Source organism: Methylomonas sp. EFPC1 (genome assembly GCF_016925515.1).
Lineage (GTDB): Bacteria > Pseudomonadota > Gammaproteobacteria > Methylococcales > Methylomonadaceae > Methylomonas > Methylomonas defluvii.
The window spans coordinates 3,151,568-3,166,820 of the sequence record NZ_CP070494.1; the positions used below are offsets into that span (position 1 = coordinate 3,151,568).

11 protein-coding genes are annotated in these 15,253 nt (G+C 52.5%); 6 read left to right on the top strand and 5 right to left on the bottom strand.

Going from position 1 to position 15,253, the window contains the following annotated elements; translation table 11 throughout:
- Position 1 precedes the first annotated feature (1 nt).
- From rfbB to JWZ98_RS14605, 3 genes are all read right to left on the bottom strand, one after another.
- Complete coding sequence (gene rfbB, locus JWZ98_RS14595; protein WP_205450649.1) at positions 2–1,072, bottom strand: dTDP-glucose 4,6-dehydratase; 1,071 nt, start codon at positions 1,070–1,072, stop codon at positions 2–4.
- 110 nt (positions 1,073–1,182) lie between these two features.
- The gene (locus JWZ98_RS14600) at positions 1,183–1,866 is read right to left on the bottom strand and encodes a HAMP domain-containing sensor histidine kinase (protein WP_205450650.1); all 684 of its coding nucleotides are present in this window, start codon (positions 1,864–1,866) and stop codon (positions 1,183–1,185) included.
- A gap of 4 nt (positions 1,867–1,870) precedes the next feature.
- The gene (locus JWZ98_RS14605) at positions 1,871–3,499 is read right to left on the bottom strand and encodes a tetratricopeptide repeat-containing response regulator (protein WP_171695825.1); all 1,629 of its coding nucleotides are present in this window, start codon (positions 3,497–3,499) and stop codon (positions 1,871–1,873) included.
- Between the two features lie 126 nt (positions 3,500–3,625).
- Between JWZ98_RS14605 and htpG the strand changes: the two genes are divergently transcribed.
- The 5 genes from htpG to recN all read left to right on the top strand — a co-directional run bounded on the left by htpG (position 3,626) and on the right by recN (position 9,680).
- A complete protein-coding gene (gene htpG, locus JWZ98_RS14610; RefSeq protein WP_205450651.1) occupies positions 3,626–5,563 on the top strand; it encodes a molecular chaperone HtpG in 1,938 nt (645 codons plus the stop codon).
- A gap of 131 nt (positions 5,564–5,694) precedes the next feature.
- The gene (locus JWZ98_RS14615; protein ID WP_205450652.1) at positions 5,695–6,345 is read left to right on the top strand and encodes a hypothetical protein; all 651 of its coding nucleotides are present in this window, start codon (positions 5,695–5,697) and stop codon (positions 6,343–6,345) included.
- 67 nt (positions 6,346–6,412) lie between these two features.
- The gene (locus JWZ98_RS23230) at positions 6,413–6,712 is read left to right on the top strand and encodes a hypothetical protein (RefSeq protein ID WP_240347999.1); all 300 of its coding nucleotides are present in this window, start codon (positions 6,413–6,415) and stop codon (positions 6,710–6,712) included.
- Between the two features lie 399 nt (positions 6,713–7,111).
- The gene (locus JWZ98_RS14625; RefSeq protein ID WP_205450653.1) at positions 7,112–7,993 is read left to right on the top strand and encodes an NAD(+) kinase; all 882 of its coding nucleotides are present in this window, start codon (positions 7,112–7,114) and stop codon (positions 7,991–7,993) included.
- Positions 7,994–7,997: 4 nt separating this feature from the next.
- Positions 7,998–9,680 (top strand): DNA repair protein RecN, encoded by a 1,683-nt coding sequence (gene recN, locus JWZ98_RS14630; protein ID WP_205450654.1) that lies wholly within the window; start codon positions 7,998–8,000, stop codon positions 9,678–9,680.
- Between the two features lie 7 nt (positions 9,681–9,687).
- On the opposite strand, the gene JWZ98_RS14635 is transcribed toward recN, so the two are convergent.
- Together JWZ98_RS14635 and JWZ98_RS14640 are read right to left on the bottom strand one after the other, a co-directional pair.
- Complete coding sequence (locus JWZ98_RS14635) at positions 9,688–10,599, bottom strand: DMT family transporter (protein WP_205450655.1); 912 nt, start codon at positions 10,597–10,599, stop codon at positions 9,688–9,690.
- 208 nt (positions 10,600–10,807) lie between these two features.
- Positions 10,808–12,415 carry a methyl-accepting chemotaxis protein gene (locus tag JWZ98_RS14640; RefSeq protein WP_205450656.1) on the bottom strand — a complete coding sequence of 536 codons (1,608 nt, stop codon included), beginning with the start codon at positions 12,413–12,415 and terminating at the stop codon, positions 10,808–10,810.
- 323 nt (positions 12,416–12,738) lie between these two features.
- On the opposite strand from JWZ98_RS14640, the gene JWZ98_RS14645 reads away from it, so the two are divergent.
- Complete coding sequence (locus JWZ98_RS14645; RefSeq protein WP_205450657.1) at positions 12,739–15,252, top strand: DUF2339 domain-containing protein; 2,514 nt, start codon at positions 12,739–12,741, stop codon at positions 15,250–15,252.
- Position 15,253: the final 1 nt, after the last annotated feature.

Genomic DNA, 15,253 nt, shown 5'->3' on the forward strand with positions numbered 1-15,253 from the left:
ATCACGCAGTGCGCCCTGCATAGTTTTTATCGAGCCAGGACTGGTAGTCACCGGACAACACATTGCTAACCCAGGCTTGGTTATCCAAATACCACTGCACGGTTTTGCGAATGCCGGTCTCAAAGGTTTCCGCCGGTTTCCAGCCTAGCTCCCGTTCCAACTTGCCGGCATCGATGGCATAACGTCTGTCGTGCCCAGGCCGGTCGGTGACATAGGTAATCTGTTCGGCATAGGATTTGCCGTCGCTACGCGGCTGCAGCTCATCCAGAATACTGCATAGCGTGTTGACTACATCCAGATTGGCTTTTTCGTTCCAACCGCCGACGTTATAAACCTCGCCAAGCTTGCCGGATTCCAACACACGGCGAATCGCACTGCAATGATCTTTCACATACAACCAATCGCGAATCTGTTGACCGTCGCCATAAATCGGCAAAGCTTTGCCGGACAAGGCATTTTGAATGCACAGTGGGATGAGTTTTTCCGGGAAATGATAAGGGCCGTAATTATTGGAGCAATTAGTGGTCAGTACCGGCAACCCGTAAGTGTGGTGATAAGCACGCACCAAATGGTCGCTAGCGGCTTTACTGGCGGAATAAGGACTATTGGGTTGATACTGATTGGTTTCGGCAAACGGCGCATCGGACTTTTCCAAAGAACCGTAAACCTCGTCGGTAGACACGTGCAGTAAACGGAAAACCTGCTTGGCCGGCTGTTCCAAGTTGTTCCAGTATTGCCGTACCGCTTCCAACAAACGGAAACTGCCGACGATATTGGTTTGAATAAAATCTTCCGGTCCGTGGATGGAACGATCAACATGTGATTCGGCAGCAAAATTGATCACGGCCCGAATCCGGTACTTTTGCAGTAAACTCAGCAGCAAATCGTAATCCGCAATGTCACCTTGAACAAATACATGCCTGTCATCGTCATGTAGCGAAGCCAAATTCTGTAAGTTACCCGCATAGGTCAATTTATCCAAATTGACGAGCAATTCGTCGCTTTGCGCCAACCAATCCAATACAAAATTGCTGCCGATAAACCCGGCCCCACCGGTGACTAAAATACTCATTTTTAAAGTTTTCTTATTTTTTCTAACCGTCTGCCCGACGAAAAACGCTATTATTATCGGGGCCATTGTACCTTAGTACCATCCTTCAGTGTCTAATGATTCTGCAATCCTTAAGGCAAAAAAAGTTTAAACCTCGCCCCACCCAAACGACTTTCGTTGTCGATCCGCACAAATCCGTTTTTCCCGGCATTTTTGTGCAGGCCGGCCATTACCGACACAAAATACAAACCCAGGCCGGTATTTCCCGACACCCAGTCCAATTCGGCCGTATCGTTTAAGTCCGCGGTTAAAAAATGAGGCGGATAACCCGCACCGTCGTCTTCGATGGCGATGGTTAGATAGCCGTCCTCCTCAGTCACGGCAATCAAAACGGTTTTGTGGGTATAGCGCAAAGCATTATTCAAGACAGCTGCCAGCGCATTGCTGATGATGGGATAGTCGCAATAGCAAATCACATCAGCACCGCAATCCACTTGCAGATCGATATTGTGCAATCCGCTCAAGCGCGCCTGCTGATGAATCGCTTCATAGATGATATCGATTACCGAGCATTCCTCGAGATCCAAACTAAATTTTTGCGAATCGACCTTATACATCACCAGCAATTGCATCAGACTGTGATTAATGCGAGCCGCCTCGAATTCCAACTGATTTAACTCAGCGGATGGGCCGTCTTGTTTGGCAGCAGTTTGCCTAACCAGCTCCAGCAAGGTACCCAATGAGTTTTTTATATCGTGAACGGTTGACGCGAGAATAGTCGGAAACAAATCGTTGTTTTTAGGATGGGTTTGCATGGTTTTAAGCCTTGACCGCTTGAGACTGCCGCAATTTCGCATACTCCATTTGTAATATCCCCAGCTTATGTGGATCAACGCCAATTTGCTTGGCTTTAATAAATAAAGCTCTGATGCGCTGATTTTTTTCTTCGCAAAACTCATTAACCTTCAAATCATGAATCATGATCTTCAACATATTCACGATGATGGTTTTATTATCCGGCATAGTCAGAATGGCCTGTTCGAACAAATCCAATGCTTCGGAAAACTTACCCTGTTTATAAAGCGCCACCCCTTTGTTGTTAGTCGCAATCAAAGCCTGCTTGGTTTTTTGAATCAGAATTTCCGAGTGATTATCCATGCCAATGCCGCTTTGCATGCGGCGCAAATCGTTCAAAAATTGTTCGTCGTCGATATGTGCATGAATCAGATCGTAAAGTATTTCTTCGGCTTTATCGTGTTCATCGCTGAGGAAGCAGGTTTTCACTACTTCCAACTGCAAGTCCCTGGGCGCTTTATTACCCAAGCGGCTGCATATATCCACCGCTTTTAGCAACGCTTTCTGCGACAACTCGTCGTTACCCAGCGTTTTATACACATCCGCCTCCACAGTCGAGGCGCGTAATTCCGCCTCGGGATGATTGGCATATTCTTTGCGCATTTCCTCCAGCGTTTTTAATGCCTCGTCCGCGGCATTGGTTTTGGCATAAAGCTTGGCCAATCCGGCAAAATCACTGCAGGAACGATGCACGGAATGCTTGCCCAGCTTCACCACCGACTTATAGGCCTTCTCGGCGGTTTCCAGATTGCCGTTCCGGTCCGCCGCTTCGGCCAGTTTTTTTTGCCTGAGTATCGATTGCGGCGACAATTGCAAAGCCTGCTGCAACACACTTTCGACGTCGCTGTACTGATCCAATGCTTCGTAGGCCTTGCCCAGCCAGTCGTAACACTCCATCAACATCGGATTATCAGCCACCAGGCTCTGAAAACCGGCAATCGCTTGTTCGATGTTATTGTTTTGAAAATCGATCACGCCCAAACCTAAGCGCGCCCAGGGCAGTTCTCTATGCTCCAGAACTTCATGATATATCTGCCTGGCCTTATCGAAATCACCCGCGGAAATCGCCAACTCGGCACGCATTTTCAGCAAATGCAAATGCATTTTCTTGTCCCCGGACAGCAATAGTGCATCGCATAACTGAATGGCTTTAGACAAATCGCCAGCGGCTAACGCCTTGTCGACACTGGCCATAAATTCCTTGCGGGCAAAATTCCGTGTCAGCCGACTCATTAGTTGCTGCGCGTTGAAGGGCTTGGTCAGATACTCATCGGGCTTGCTGTCCATAACCCCCAACACCGCACTGGTAGTCTGCTCGGCGCTGATCAATACAAACACGCAGCGATAATCGATTAAATTCCGGTGTCTGGCTTCCTCCAGCACCTGCTGCCCGTTCTTACCCACACCCAGGTTGTAATCGCACAACACAATATCGAAACTGCTTTTGCTCATGGCATTGATCGCGGCTATGCCATTATCCGCTTCGACAACAGTGACGGCTTGCAAGCTATAAAGCATGTCGCGCATCGCTTTCCGAAACACGGGATTGTCCTCGACAATCAGGATACTTTTGCCTGCTAAACTAAAACTCATGGCAGAAAGGCTAATAAAACGCTCAAGAAATCGGCTCCATAAAATCCACGTAGCGGGCGGACTTGAAAAATAAAATTATCATCCCCAACTCGCCCGAGTCCACTTTACAACCAAATGAGTATAGACATGACTGTTGAAGCAAACAAACAAACCCTTGGTTTTCAAACCGAAGTAAAACATTTGCTGCACTTGATGATTCACTCCTTGTATAGCAACAAGGAAATCTTTTTGCGCGAGCTGATCTCCAACGGTTCCGACGCCGCCGACAAATTGCGCTTCGAAGCCTTGGCCAATGACAGCCTGTACGAAGGCGATAGCGAACTGAAAATCCGCGTCGATTTCGACGAAGCCAAAAAGACCATCACCATCACCGATAACGGCATCGGTATGACCCGCGAAGAAGTGCAGGACCACATCGGCACCATCGCCAAATCCGGCACCAAAGCCTTCTTCGAAAGGCTGACCGGGGACCAGGCTAAGGATAGCGAACTGATCGGCCAATTCGGCGTGGGCTTTTATTCATCGTTCATCGTCGCCGACAAAGTCACCTTGACCACCCGCAAAGCCGGCGCGCCGGCCAGCGACGGCGTGCGCTGGGAATCCGACGGTCTGGGAGAATACAGCATCGAATCGGTCGACAAAGCCGGCCGAGGCACCGAAATCGTCTTGCATTTAAAAGAAGGCGAAGACGAATTTTTAAGCGCCTGGAAACTGCGTTCGATCATCAAAAAATACTCCGACCACATCTCCCTGCCGATCATCATGAGCAAGGAAATCCCGGCAGAGAAAGACGACGAAGGCAACGAGACCGCGCCAGCCCGCGTCGAAGACGAAACCGTCAACAGCGCCTCGGCCTTGTGGACCAAGTCTAAAGACGACATCACTGAAGAACAGTACAACGAGTTCTACAAACACGTCGGCCACGACTTCCAAGATCCATTGGCTCACGTCCACAGCAAGGTGGAAGGCACCAACGAATACACCTTGTTGCTTTACGTACCGGGCCGCGCGCCGTTCGATTTGTGGGACCGCGACGCCAAACACGGCGTCAAGCTGTACATCAAGAAAGTCTTCATCACCGACGATGCAGAGCAATTGATGCCGCGCTACCTGCGCTTTGTTCGCGGCGTGATCGACACCGACAGCTTGCCGCTGAACGTCTCGCGCGAAATCCTGCAACAAAGCAAGCAGATCAGCACCATCAAAGGCGGTGCGGTTAAAAAGGTCTTGGGATTGTTGGAAGACCTGGCCGAAAACAACGCGGAGAAATACCAAAAATTCTGGGAGCAATTCGGTAACGTCATCAAAGAAGGCCCGATTGAAGACCACAAAAACAAGGACCGCGTTGCCGGCCTGTTGCGCTTCTCATCGACCCATACCGACGACAAAACCCAGAACGTGTCGCTGGCCGACTACGTCAGCCGGATGAAGGAAGGACAAGAGAAAATCTACTTCATCACCGCCGACAGCTTCGCCGCCGCCAAAAGCAGCCCGCATCTGGAAGTGTTCCGCAAAAAAGGCATCGAAGTATTATTGCTGACTGACCGTATCGACGAATGGCTGGTATCGAGCCTGACCGAGTTCGACGGCAAGCACATGCAATCCATCGCCAAAGGCGAGCTGGATCTGGACAAATTCGATACCGAAGAAGAGAAAAAACACCAGGAAGAAGTCAGCAAGGACTTCGAATCCGTGGTTAAACAACTCAAAGAGGTACTGGCCGACAAAGTCAGCGAAGTCAAAATCAGCCACCGTCTGACCGACTCCCCGGCCTGCTTAGTGACCGGCGCTTACGACATGAGCCTGCACATGGAGCGGATCATGAAGGAAGCAGGCCACGCCGGCGGCATGTTCGGCATGGGCGGTAACAGCAAACCCATCTTCGAAATCAACCCGGATCACGCCATCGTCCAAGCCCTGAAAAACGAGCAAGACGACACCCGGTTCGCCGACATCAGCCACATCTTGTTCGACCAGGCTATCCTCAGCGAAGGCGGCCAGTTGGACGATCCGGCAGCGTTTGTGCATAAGTTGAATGGGTTGTTGCAGGGGTTGTTGAAGTAAGTTGTTTGAATTGAGAAAGGCCGGGGAACCGGCCTTTTTTTGGTGTTTAGATAAATTCATCTGGTGTATCTGTTAGTTTTGGATGATATACAGATACATTTAGTTACTTGTTACTTGTTTTGAGGCAACCAATGCGTGATGGCGAACTAGAAGAGTCTCTGTTATCTGTCCTTGGAAACAAGGGCGGTAAGGATTTGATTCAAGAGGCTGCCGAATTTTCACTTGACGCTTTGCTTGATGATGGCGTTGTAAAAGACATTCCTATAGTTGGTTCAGTTGCAAAGCTCTATAGTGTTGCAGTTGGTGCGCAGGGTTATGTATTTGCTAAGAAAATCCGAAAGTTTCTTGCCGAGCTCTCTTCGATACCGCAACAACAACGAGAGGATTTTGCGCTCAAGCTAGAAGAGGACAAGAAATTACGTGAACGCACGGTTGAAACCGTTCTAGCGCTTTTGGACAAACTCGATGACCTTCAGAAAGCCAGCCTGTTGGCGCGCGCATTTACGGGGTACGTAAGGGATGAATTCGATTTTTCCACATTTCAGCGCTTAGCTACCGCGGTGGATCGCTGTCTTGTTGCCGATCTACCATTACTCGAAAAGATGGCAAACCCAATTAGTCTTGAGGGCTACATTGGAGATATGCTTGTGAGTGCTGGGCTTGCGACGATTGAGAGTATCCCGGCGATCCGCGCCAGCGGCGTCAACAAAACTTACGGAATATCTCATCTCGGTGAATTGTTTGTTCAAGTTGTCGTGAAAGGATTGCCCAGAGATGATTGAGCCGCGTAGGGTACGCACCGCGTACCTTCTGGCTTCCAACATTAGGACGCCCATCTTTCGGTACGCGGTGCGTACCCTACGTTGGATTGCCGATTGGTTTAAAACCGTCCACAATTCGCTACCTGGATTTCTGCAAACGGGGTTCGCGATGGCGAATTATCGGCGCTGTTATATACCGGGCGGTTCTTACTTCTTTACCGTGGTAACGGAGCGGCGGGCGCCGATTTTGGCAAACGATGCGGCACGGGATTTACTGCGATCGGCCATTCGCGGTTGCCAACAACAATGGCCGTTCCTCGTTCCCACGCGCCGCGTGGTAATGCAGGGCTTGGCCGCGCTGCGGCACAAATGCACCGCAGCGCGGTAAATCTGAGTTCCCACGTGACACGTGGGAACTAGAGCAATTTAGCCTACTTAACGATAAATTCCGGAGTGGAGTCTCTCCCGTATGCCGCGCCGAGCACCGGAGCTTTCGGCGGGATCAGCCCGAAGGGGTGCGGCAGGGATGCCGCACGTTGACGAAGGGGCAGGAAGCCCCTTTCGTCAACCCCCGGCGAAAGCTTCGGCGCGCAGGATCAAAGCGGCATCCGGGTGGCCTTTTCTTTGGACACTTTATTTTGGCCAAACAAAAGAAAGTGTCGCGGTTGTCGGTCCGCGAACCGACATTAAATCAATCCGTCGCGCCAGCGACATAAATCACACAAGGCTACCGAATAAAAACACAATCCCCTATAATCGAACTTACTCAAAATTAACCAACCCAATCATGCCAAGCCCCTTCCAGCGTATCGGTATCATCGGCAAATGCGGCGATCCCGGTATTGCCGTGACGCTGAACGAACTTTTCCGTTACCTAAAAACCCGTGGTCACGACATTGTCGTAGACAGCCAAAGCGCGGAGTTAATAGCCGGTGAAAATATAAATGGCGTGCATATCGAGCGCCTGCCGGAATTGTGCGACTTGATTATCGCCGTGGGCGGCGACGGCACTTTTCTGGCCGCGGCCCGCGCCGCTGCCGATTTCGAAACGCCGCTGCTGGGTGTTAACCTCGGCAGGCTGGGCTTTTTGGTGGATATTTCGCCGGAACAATTGTCCAGCCGCCTGGATAAGATTTTGGCGGGAGAGTTCAAGACAGAGCAGCGCCAGATGCTCAGCACCCATATCATCCGCGATCACGAAATCATCCACCAGCAAACGGCCGTCAATGAGGTGGTGGTACACCGCTGGGTGACGCCGAGCATGATCGAGATTGTCACCAGCATCGACGGCGTGTATCTGAATACCCAGCGCTCGGACGGCCTGATCGTCGCCACGCCGACCGGCTCTACCGCTTACTCGCTATCGGCGGGCGGCCCGATTCTGCATCCGGCTTTGAACGCGCTGGTATTGGTGCCGTTGAACCCGCATACCTTGTCCAATCGTCCCATCGTCATCGACGACAACGTGGTCATTGAAATCCGTTTCAGCCAGACCAAACAGATCAATGCGCTGGTGACTTGCGACCACATGGAGATTCCGGACGTGCGGATCAACGACAAAATCGTCATCAAAAAAGCCGCCAAACCGATTAAAATTTTGCATCCCGCGGATCACGATTTTTTCCATACCCTAAGAAGCAAACTCAACTGGAGCGGCTACCCCGCCTAAGGCTATGCTGTTAAACCTGAATATTATCGACCTAGCCGTCGTCGACGCGCTGGACCTTGATCTGGATCCCGGCATGTCGGTGCTGACCGGCGAAACCGGCGCCGGCAAATCGATTCTACTGACTGCTTTAGGATTAGCTTTGGGCGACCGCGCCGATTCCGGCTACGTGCGGCCGGGCAGCAAGCGCGCCGAAGTCAATATCGAATTTGATCTATCCAAGGCACCGCTGGTCAAACAATGGCTGATCGATAACGAACTGGACGATGACGGCCAGTGCATGATCCGCCGCACCATCAGCGACGACGGCCGTTCCAAGGCCTACATCAATAACCGGCCGGTCAACCTGCAAACCCTGCAAGGCCTGAGCCGGCAACTGGTGGAAATCCACGGCCAACACGCGCATTTGACCTTGCTGGACAGCGAAGAACAACGCCGGCTACTGGATGGCTTCGCCGGCAACCAAACCTTGCTGGACGATCTGAATAACTGTTACCAAAACTGGAAACAGGCGCATAAGCAACTGCAGCAATTGTTAAAAGCCGGCAGCGATCAGGCCGAGCGCGAGGAATTACTGCGTTATCAACTCGACGAGTTGCAGCAACTGGATTTGGAAAATTTCGATTACCTAGCCTTGGCGGACGAGCATCACAAGCTGGCCAACCTCGGCAAAATCCTCGTCGTCGGTCAACAGCAACTGGATATTTTGTACGACAACGATCAACAATCGGTGGCCGACATGCTGGGCCATGTGATTCATGCCATCAACGAACTGGCCCAATATGCCGGCGAGTTGAACGGTGTTGCCGAGTTATTGAGCGATGCGGAAATCCAGATCGGCGAAGCCACCCAACAATTGCGCCGCTTCCTAGACAACCAGGAAGCCGATCCGCAACAACTAACTTGGCTGGAAAACCAGATCGGCGTGATTCAATCGCTAAGCCGCAAGCATAAAATCCAGCCGGAAGAATTGCCGGAATTGGCCGCGCGCTTTGCCACAGAACTGGATAACCTCAGCCACAGCAGCGAACGCATCGAAAGCTTGAATGCCGATTGCGAGCGGCTGTTAAGCCAGTACCGCAAACTGGCCAGCGAATTGTCCACCAACCGCCGCCAAGCCGGCACGGAGTTACAGCAACGCATTTCCGACGCCATCAAGGAATTGGGCATGCCGCACGGCGAGTTCCTCGTCAATCTCCGCACGGCGGACGACACCGAACCGCAACGCAACGGAGTGGACAGCATTGAGTTTTTAGTGAGCACCAACCCCGGTCTGCCGGCCAAGCCGTTGGCAAAAGTGGCATCCGGCGGCGAGTTATCGCGGATTAGTTTGGCGATCCAGGTCACCACCAGCACCGATAAAACCACGCCAACGATGATTTTCGATGAAGTCGATTCCGGCATCGGCGGCGGCATCGCCGAGATCGTCGGCCAAAAACTCAGGCGTTTGAGCCTCAACCGCCAGGTATTGTGCGTCACTCACTTACCGCAAGTCGCGTCGCAAGCGCATCAGCATTTATTTGTCGCCAAGAATCAAAAAGCGGCGGTGACATCGTCCACGGTTCACCGCCTCAGCGACGACGAGCGCGTGCATGAAGTCGCGCGCATGCTGGGCGGCGTGACCATTACCGAAAACACCTTGGCGCATGCGCGGGAGATGTTAGTATCGGGCGGCTTGGCGCCCGATTAACGGCCCCTCACTTCCAAGACAAACTCAATACTCCAACCATCACCAACGCCGCCCCGCCTATCTGCGCGGGCGTCAATTCTTCGCCCAACACATAACTGGCCATAAACAAGGTTGCCACCGGCCCCAGCGAGCCGATCAACGAAGTGTGGCTGGAACCTATCATCTTGATCGCTGCCGACAGCATGAACACCGGCAGCACCGTCGAGAAAATCGCCATCAACAAGCTCAATTGATATACCCGCATCGGCAGCAGCAAAGCCTGCGGCGGATGGGTGAGTAAAAATTGCAGCAGCGTCGCCGCGCAAGCCACCAGCATCGCGTAAGCGGTAAAGCGTGAAGCACCGATGCGGGCAACCGTTTCGCCGGTGCCGATCAGATAAGCCGAGTAAGTCAAGGTGCTGGCAAACACGAAGCCGGCTCCCAGCAACAGATGTTCAGACTGAATATTTATTTCGTCGAAAAACACCACGCCGATGCCGGCGTAACTGAGCACCAGTGCCACGACTTCCTTGCGGCCAAACGGTTTGCCCAACAGCAACGCCGACAGCACGACGACCATGGTCGGATACAGAAACAGAATCAAGCGCTCCAGCCCGGCGGAGATGTATTGCAAGCCGATAAAATCAAACAAACTGGACAGGTAGTAACCCAGAAAGCCCAATATCAAGAGAGCCAGATAATCTCGCCGGTTTAATAGCCTCAGATCCTTTTGGCCGGCATGCCGCCACGCAACGATTAAAAAAAACGGCGCGGAAAACAGCATGCGTAAGGCCAATAGCGTCACCGCATCCACCGGCTGGTAATACGCCAGTTTGACCAAAATGGCTTTGCCGGAAAAACCGATAGCCGCCAGGGTTGCCAGGGCAAAGCCGAATAATCGGTTGCGGTTGAATGCTGTGGTGGATTTAGTCGTTGCCATTGGGCCTCCTGAGTGATGCGGGCCTTAGGCGAGTGTCGAAGCAACTGCGGCAAGACCCGCGGTTGCTTGATTGTTTAGAAAAACGCAAACACCACGGCGGTAGGCGATGCCCACAGCCATAGGTGTCTGTTTTTTGTATTGATAGGATTACTCATAGGTCGGACTATATAAGCACGCTGATACCGGTGTCAATCGCAGCTGAACAAGACTATCGCTTAAACTGACTCACCAACTCATTCAATTGCGCGGCCAATTTCACCAATTCGTTACTAGCGGCATTGGTTTGTGCGGCATCCTGCGCGGTGCGTTCGGTCAGTTGGCCGATATTGGCAATACTTTGCCCCACGTGCTGCGCCACGCGGCTTTGATTATCGGCCGCTTGCGACATCCGCGAGTTCAATTCGCGGATCTGCGTCACCCGTTCGGCAATCGCGCTTAGACCCTGGTCGGCGCTTTGCACTTGTTCACGGCGCTGCTCGGCGCTGTTTTTGGCATTGTTCATCACCGTCACCGCGTCTTTGGCTTCGCGTTGCAATTGATCGATGATGCTTTGAATTTCTTCGGTTGCTTTATGCGAACGTGTAGCCAAGGTGCGGACTTCATCGGCCACCACCGCAAACCCGCGCCCCTGCTCGCCGGCTCTGGCGGCTTCGATGGCGGCGTTCAAGGCCAACAGATTGGTTTGCTCGGCCAGGCCTTTGATCACATCCAACACCGCGCCGACACCGTTACTTTTTTGATCCAGGCGTTTGATCACTTCGGCGGCACGGTCGATTTCATTCACCAGCTCATTGATGCCGTTGATGGCATTTTTAGTGGTCGCCGCGCCTTGCGCGGCTTCCTGGTCCGCTTCCACGGAGGCTTGCGCCGCGCCGGTCGCCCCGCCGCGCACGTCCTGCACAGAATTTTCCAGTTCGTGTATCGCTTGAATCACCGTCTCGGTTTCGCTACGTTGTTGCGTGGCCGCTTGTGAGGTTTGCCGGGCCACACCGGATATTTGGTTGGTTGCGGACGCCAATTGCTGGCTGACCGAAGACACCTGTCCCAAGCTACCGGCAAAATTTGCCAACATGGTATTAAACGACTCGCTGACCTGGCCGATTTCGTCGCCGGAATCGATTTGCAACCTTTGGCGTAAATCCGACTGTCCGGCGATAGCGTTAACCGTGTCGCGCATGGTCACTAGTGGATTGACTACAATCTTGCGCATCAACATGTTGACCAGCAACAGGCCGCCGGCGAACATCACCAAGGAAATGGCCGAAGCAATCACCAAATCGCGATTGATCTGCGCATCGAGACTCGCCAACGAAAAACTCACCCGCACCGCCCCCAACACCGTCCCCTCGCTCACCGTATGACAAGTCAGACAATTCGTGCCGCGAAAATTGGCGCTAGCCTTGATCGGCTCCAACACGGTGATCAGGCGTCCGTTTTTGTCGTTACCCGGTTGAATGATGCTTTCCCCCGTCAGCGCGCGATCATCCAGATTATCAAGGGGTCTTTGCTCGGTTTTACCGGGACCGTAAAAATCGGTAATCTGCTTGCCGCGAATTAAGCGCACTTCCGTGACATTGCCATGCGACAGGGCTTTTTCGCGCAATACTTCACCCTGCGCCATCGCGCCGGTCAGCATTAGCGTATTCACGCCGTCGAAATAGCTGTTGGCAATATCCCGAGCTTTATCGGTCGCCAGCGTTTGTATCATGTCTTTTTGCCTTTCCGCCATGAACAGTGTGCTGACAAACATCAGCAACAAAAATACACTGGCGATACTTAGCAATATTTTGGATTGGATTGTGGAGTTCTTGTTCATGAGATGAGCCAATGTATTGGAGTGTGTGGTGATACACCTTGGGTTGTCGGCAGCTTCCGGAAAATCTATATGTAATCTTAAGCTGACCCTTGTAATCCATGCATCAAGCATAGAACAAATCCCTACCACACGCGCTGGATATAGCAATCCGCCCGACAAGCGGTTATTCTGAATAGTGACGCCGCTCACGAATACGACTACTTTTACCACTTGACGCTTAACCCAGCGCCTTGCCTGCGTCACGCAGAAGACCCGGCCGTAACCTGAAAAGCTTGCTTGATAACCCCAATAACCTGCCGTTTGCCCAGCCTTGGAGAGTTGCCGTGGACGATTTCTTCGGTTTTATCGCTTTTGTCCTGGTTTTGGTGCCCATCGTCATCATCGCGATGTTGACCGTTCTAATGGGCCGCCAAAAACGTAACCAGGATGACCTTAATCAGACCTTGCGTAAGATAGAAGCCGCGCTGCGCGAAGACCGCAAACTGCTGCGCGAGCTGGCAAAAGCGCGAGAAATGCCCACCAGCGAAACGCCGCCGCAACCCGCCTTATTTGAGGCGCAAACGCCGGCAATGGCACAGGTGATATTCGACATTACCGACAGCCAACTCCCTACCGAACCGGTGCCACCGCCCCCCCCAACGCCGCCGGAACCGATTGCAGAGCCAACCCAGGAAAATCCCTGGAGTCAAAACACCTGGCAACCCGCCGAACCCAGCCGTTTCGAATTGGCGGCGCAGAAAATCCTTAAAGAAATCTGGAACTGGATCATCGTCGGTGAAGGCCACCGCCCGGAAGGCGTGGCGATGGAATACGCGGTAGCCAGCAACTGGTTGCTGCGCATCGGCGTGTTGATTTTAGTCACCGGCATCGGCTTTTTCCTGAAATATTCCATCGACAACGGCCTGCTGGGCGAACAAGCGCGGGTAGCCTTATCGGTACTGGCCGGCGTCGGCATGATTGTCGGCGGCGTGCGCTTGGTCGGCGGTACCTACCATCTGTTCAGCCAGGGTTTGCTGGGCGGCGGCATTGCAGTGTTGTATTTCAGCGTATTTGCCGCGCACAGTTTTTACCATCTGCTGGACGTTTACCCGACGTTTGCGTTGATGATTTTAGTCACCGCTTGCGCGGCGTTTTTGGCGATCAAGCTGGATTCGATGTTGGTCGCCATCTTTGCCATCATCGGCGGCTATTGCACGCCGATCATGCTCTCCACCGGTCAGGTCAACTTCCCCGGCTTGTTTAGTTACATGCTGATGCTCGGCACCGGCATTTTGGCGATCAACTGGTACAAGCATTGGCACTTGTTAAATTTCCTGAGCTTTTTCTTTAATTACCTGCTGTTCTTCGGCTCGATGCAGAATTATCAGGTCGGCTATTTCTGGCAAGTTTTACCGTTCTTGACCGGCTTTTTTGTGCTGTATTCGACGACTGTATTTTTGTTCTGCTTGGTCAACCAAACCAAATCCACTTTGCTGGATTTAATTGGCATGATCGTCAATGCCGCAATCTTTTTCGGCACGGCCTACCATCTGATAGACGAAGCCTACGGCCAGATCTGGACCGCGCTGCTGACCGTGGCCCTGGCGGCATTCTATGTAGCACATGTTTATTACTGCCTGGCCAGGAAGGTCGTCGACAAAGAACTGCTGATCAGCTTCATCGGCCTGGCGGCATTCTTCGTGACCATCACCCTGCCCTTGCTGCTGTCCAATCAATGGATCACTGTCAGTTGGTCGCTGCAAGCCTTGGTGATGTTGTGGATGGCCGGCAAGTTGCGTAGCGCGTTTTTACAACAAGTGGCGTATCTGCTTTACGCACTGGTGCTGGTGCGTTTTTGTTTCATCGACTTGCCCGGCCAATACGGCATGCAAATGGATAGCCAGCAATCATTCGGCGCCTTCTTGCTGGGTTTGCTGGAACGGGTCATCAGTTTCGGTATCCCCATCTTGTCTTTGGCCTTGGCGTATACCCTGATCGAAAAACCGGCGCCCGCCTCGCCACTGGCTTGCGATGCCGGCAACGATGTGCCGCTATGGCTAAAAGACAATCTGCTGTTGCAAATCATTTTATTGGTCGGCGGCGGGCTGTTGTTTGTGGTGCTGCAACTGGAATTATTCCGCAGCTTTGCCTATCTGTATCCGCCCTTGCAATTGCCGGTGCTGACCCTGGTATGGCTAGCCATGTGCTGGCTATTGTTGAGCCGTTACGTAGCCGGTGCGGGCGATTGGCTGCTACAGGCATTAAGGCTATTCCTGATCGGCGTATTCCTGAAGATGCTGTTATTCGATCTGCCTTCCTGGGATTTGACGCTGGGCCATATTAGCGTCGGCGACAGCGTCTGGACCTTGCGTTACGGCGGCGGCTACTCGTTTGAATTGGCCTTGATGCGCTTGCTGGATTTCGCCGCGACCATAGCCTTTTTACTGTTTGCCTTACGCCGCCTGGCCGACCACGAAACCGACAGCGGCAATATCCGCCAATGGCTAGGCGGTGCGGCGCTGGTCTTGTTATTTACCTTTTTAAGTCTGGAAATTAACTCGCTGTTGTATCACTATGTGCCGGGTTTGCGTTCCGGTGGCGTGTCGATCTTGTGGTCGATATTTGCGTTGACCTTGGTGTTCAACGGCATCAAGCGGCAAATTGCCGTATTGCGCCTGGTCGGTCTAGCGTTATTTGCCCTGGTAGCTTGGAAGGTGTTTTTCATCGACCTGGCCCGGCTGGAACAAATTTACCGGATCGTCGCCTTTATCGTGCTGGGCATGCTGGCGCTGGGCGGCGCGTTTTTTTACATGCGTTATCAACAAACTTTTATCGGCAATACCGAAAACAAAACATGAT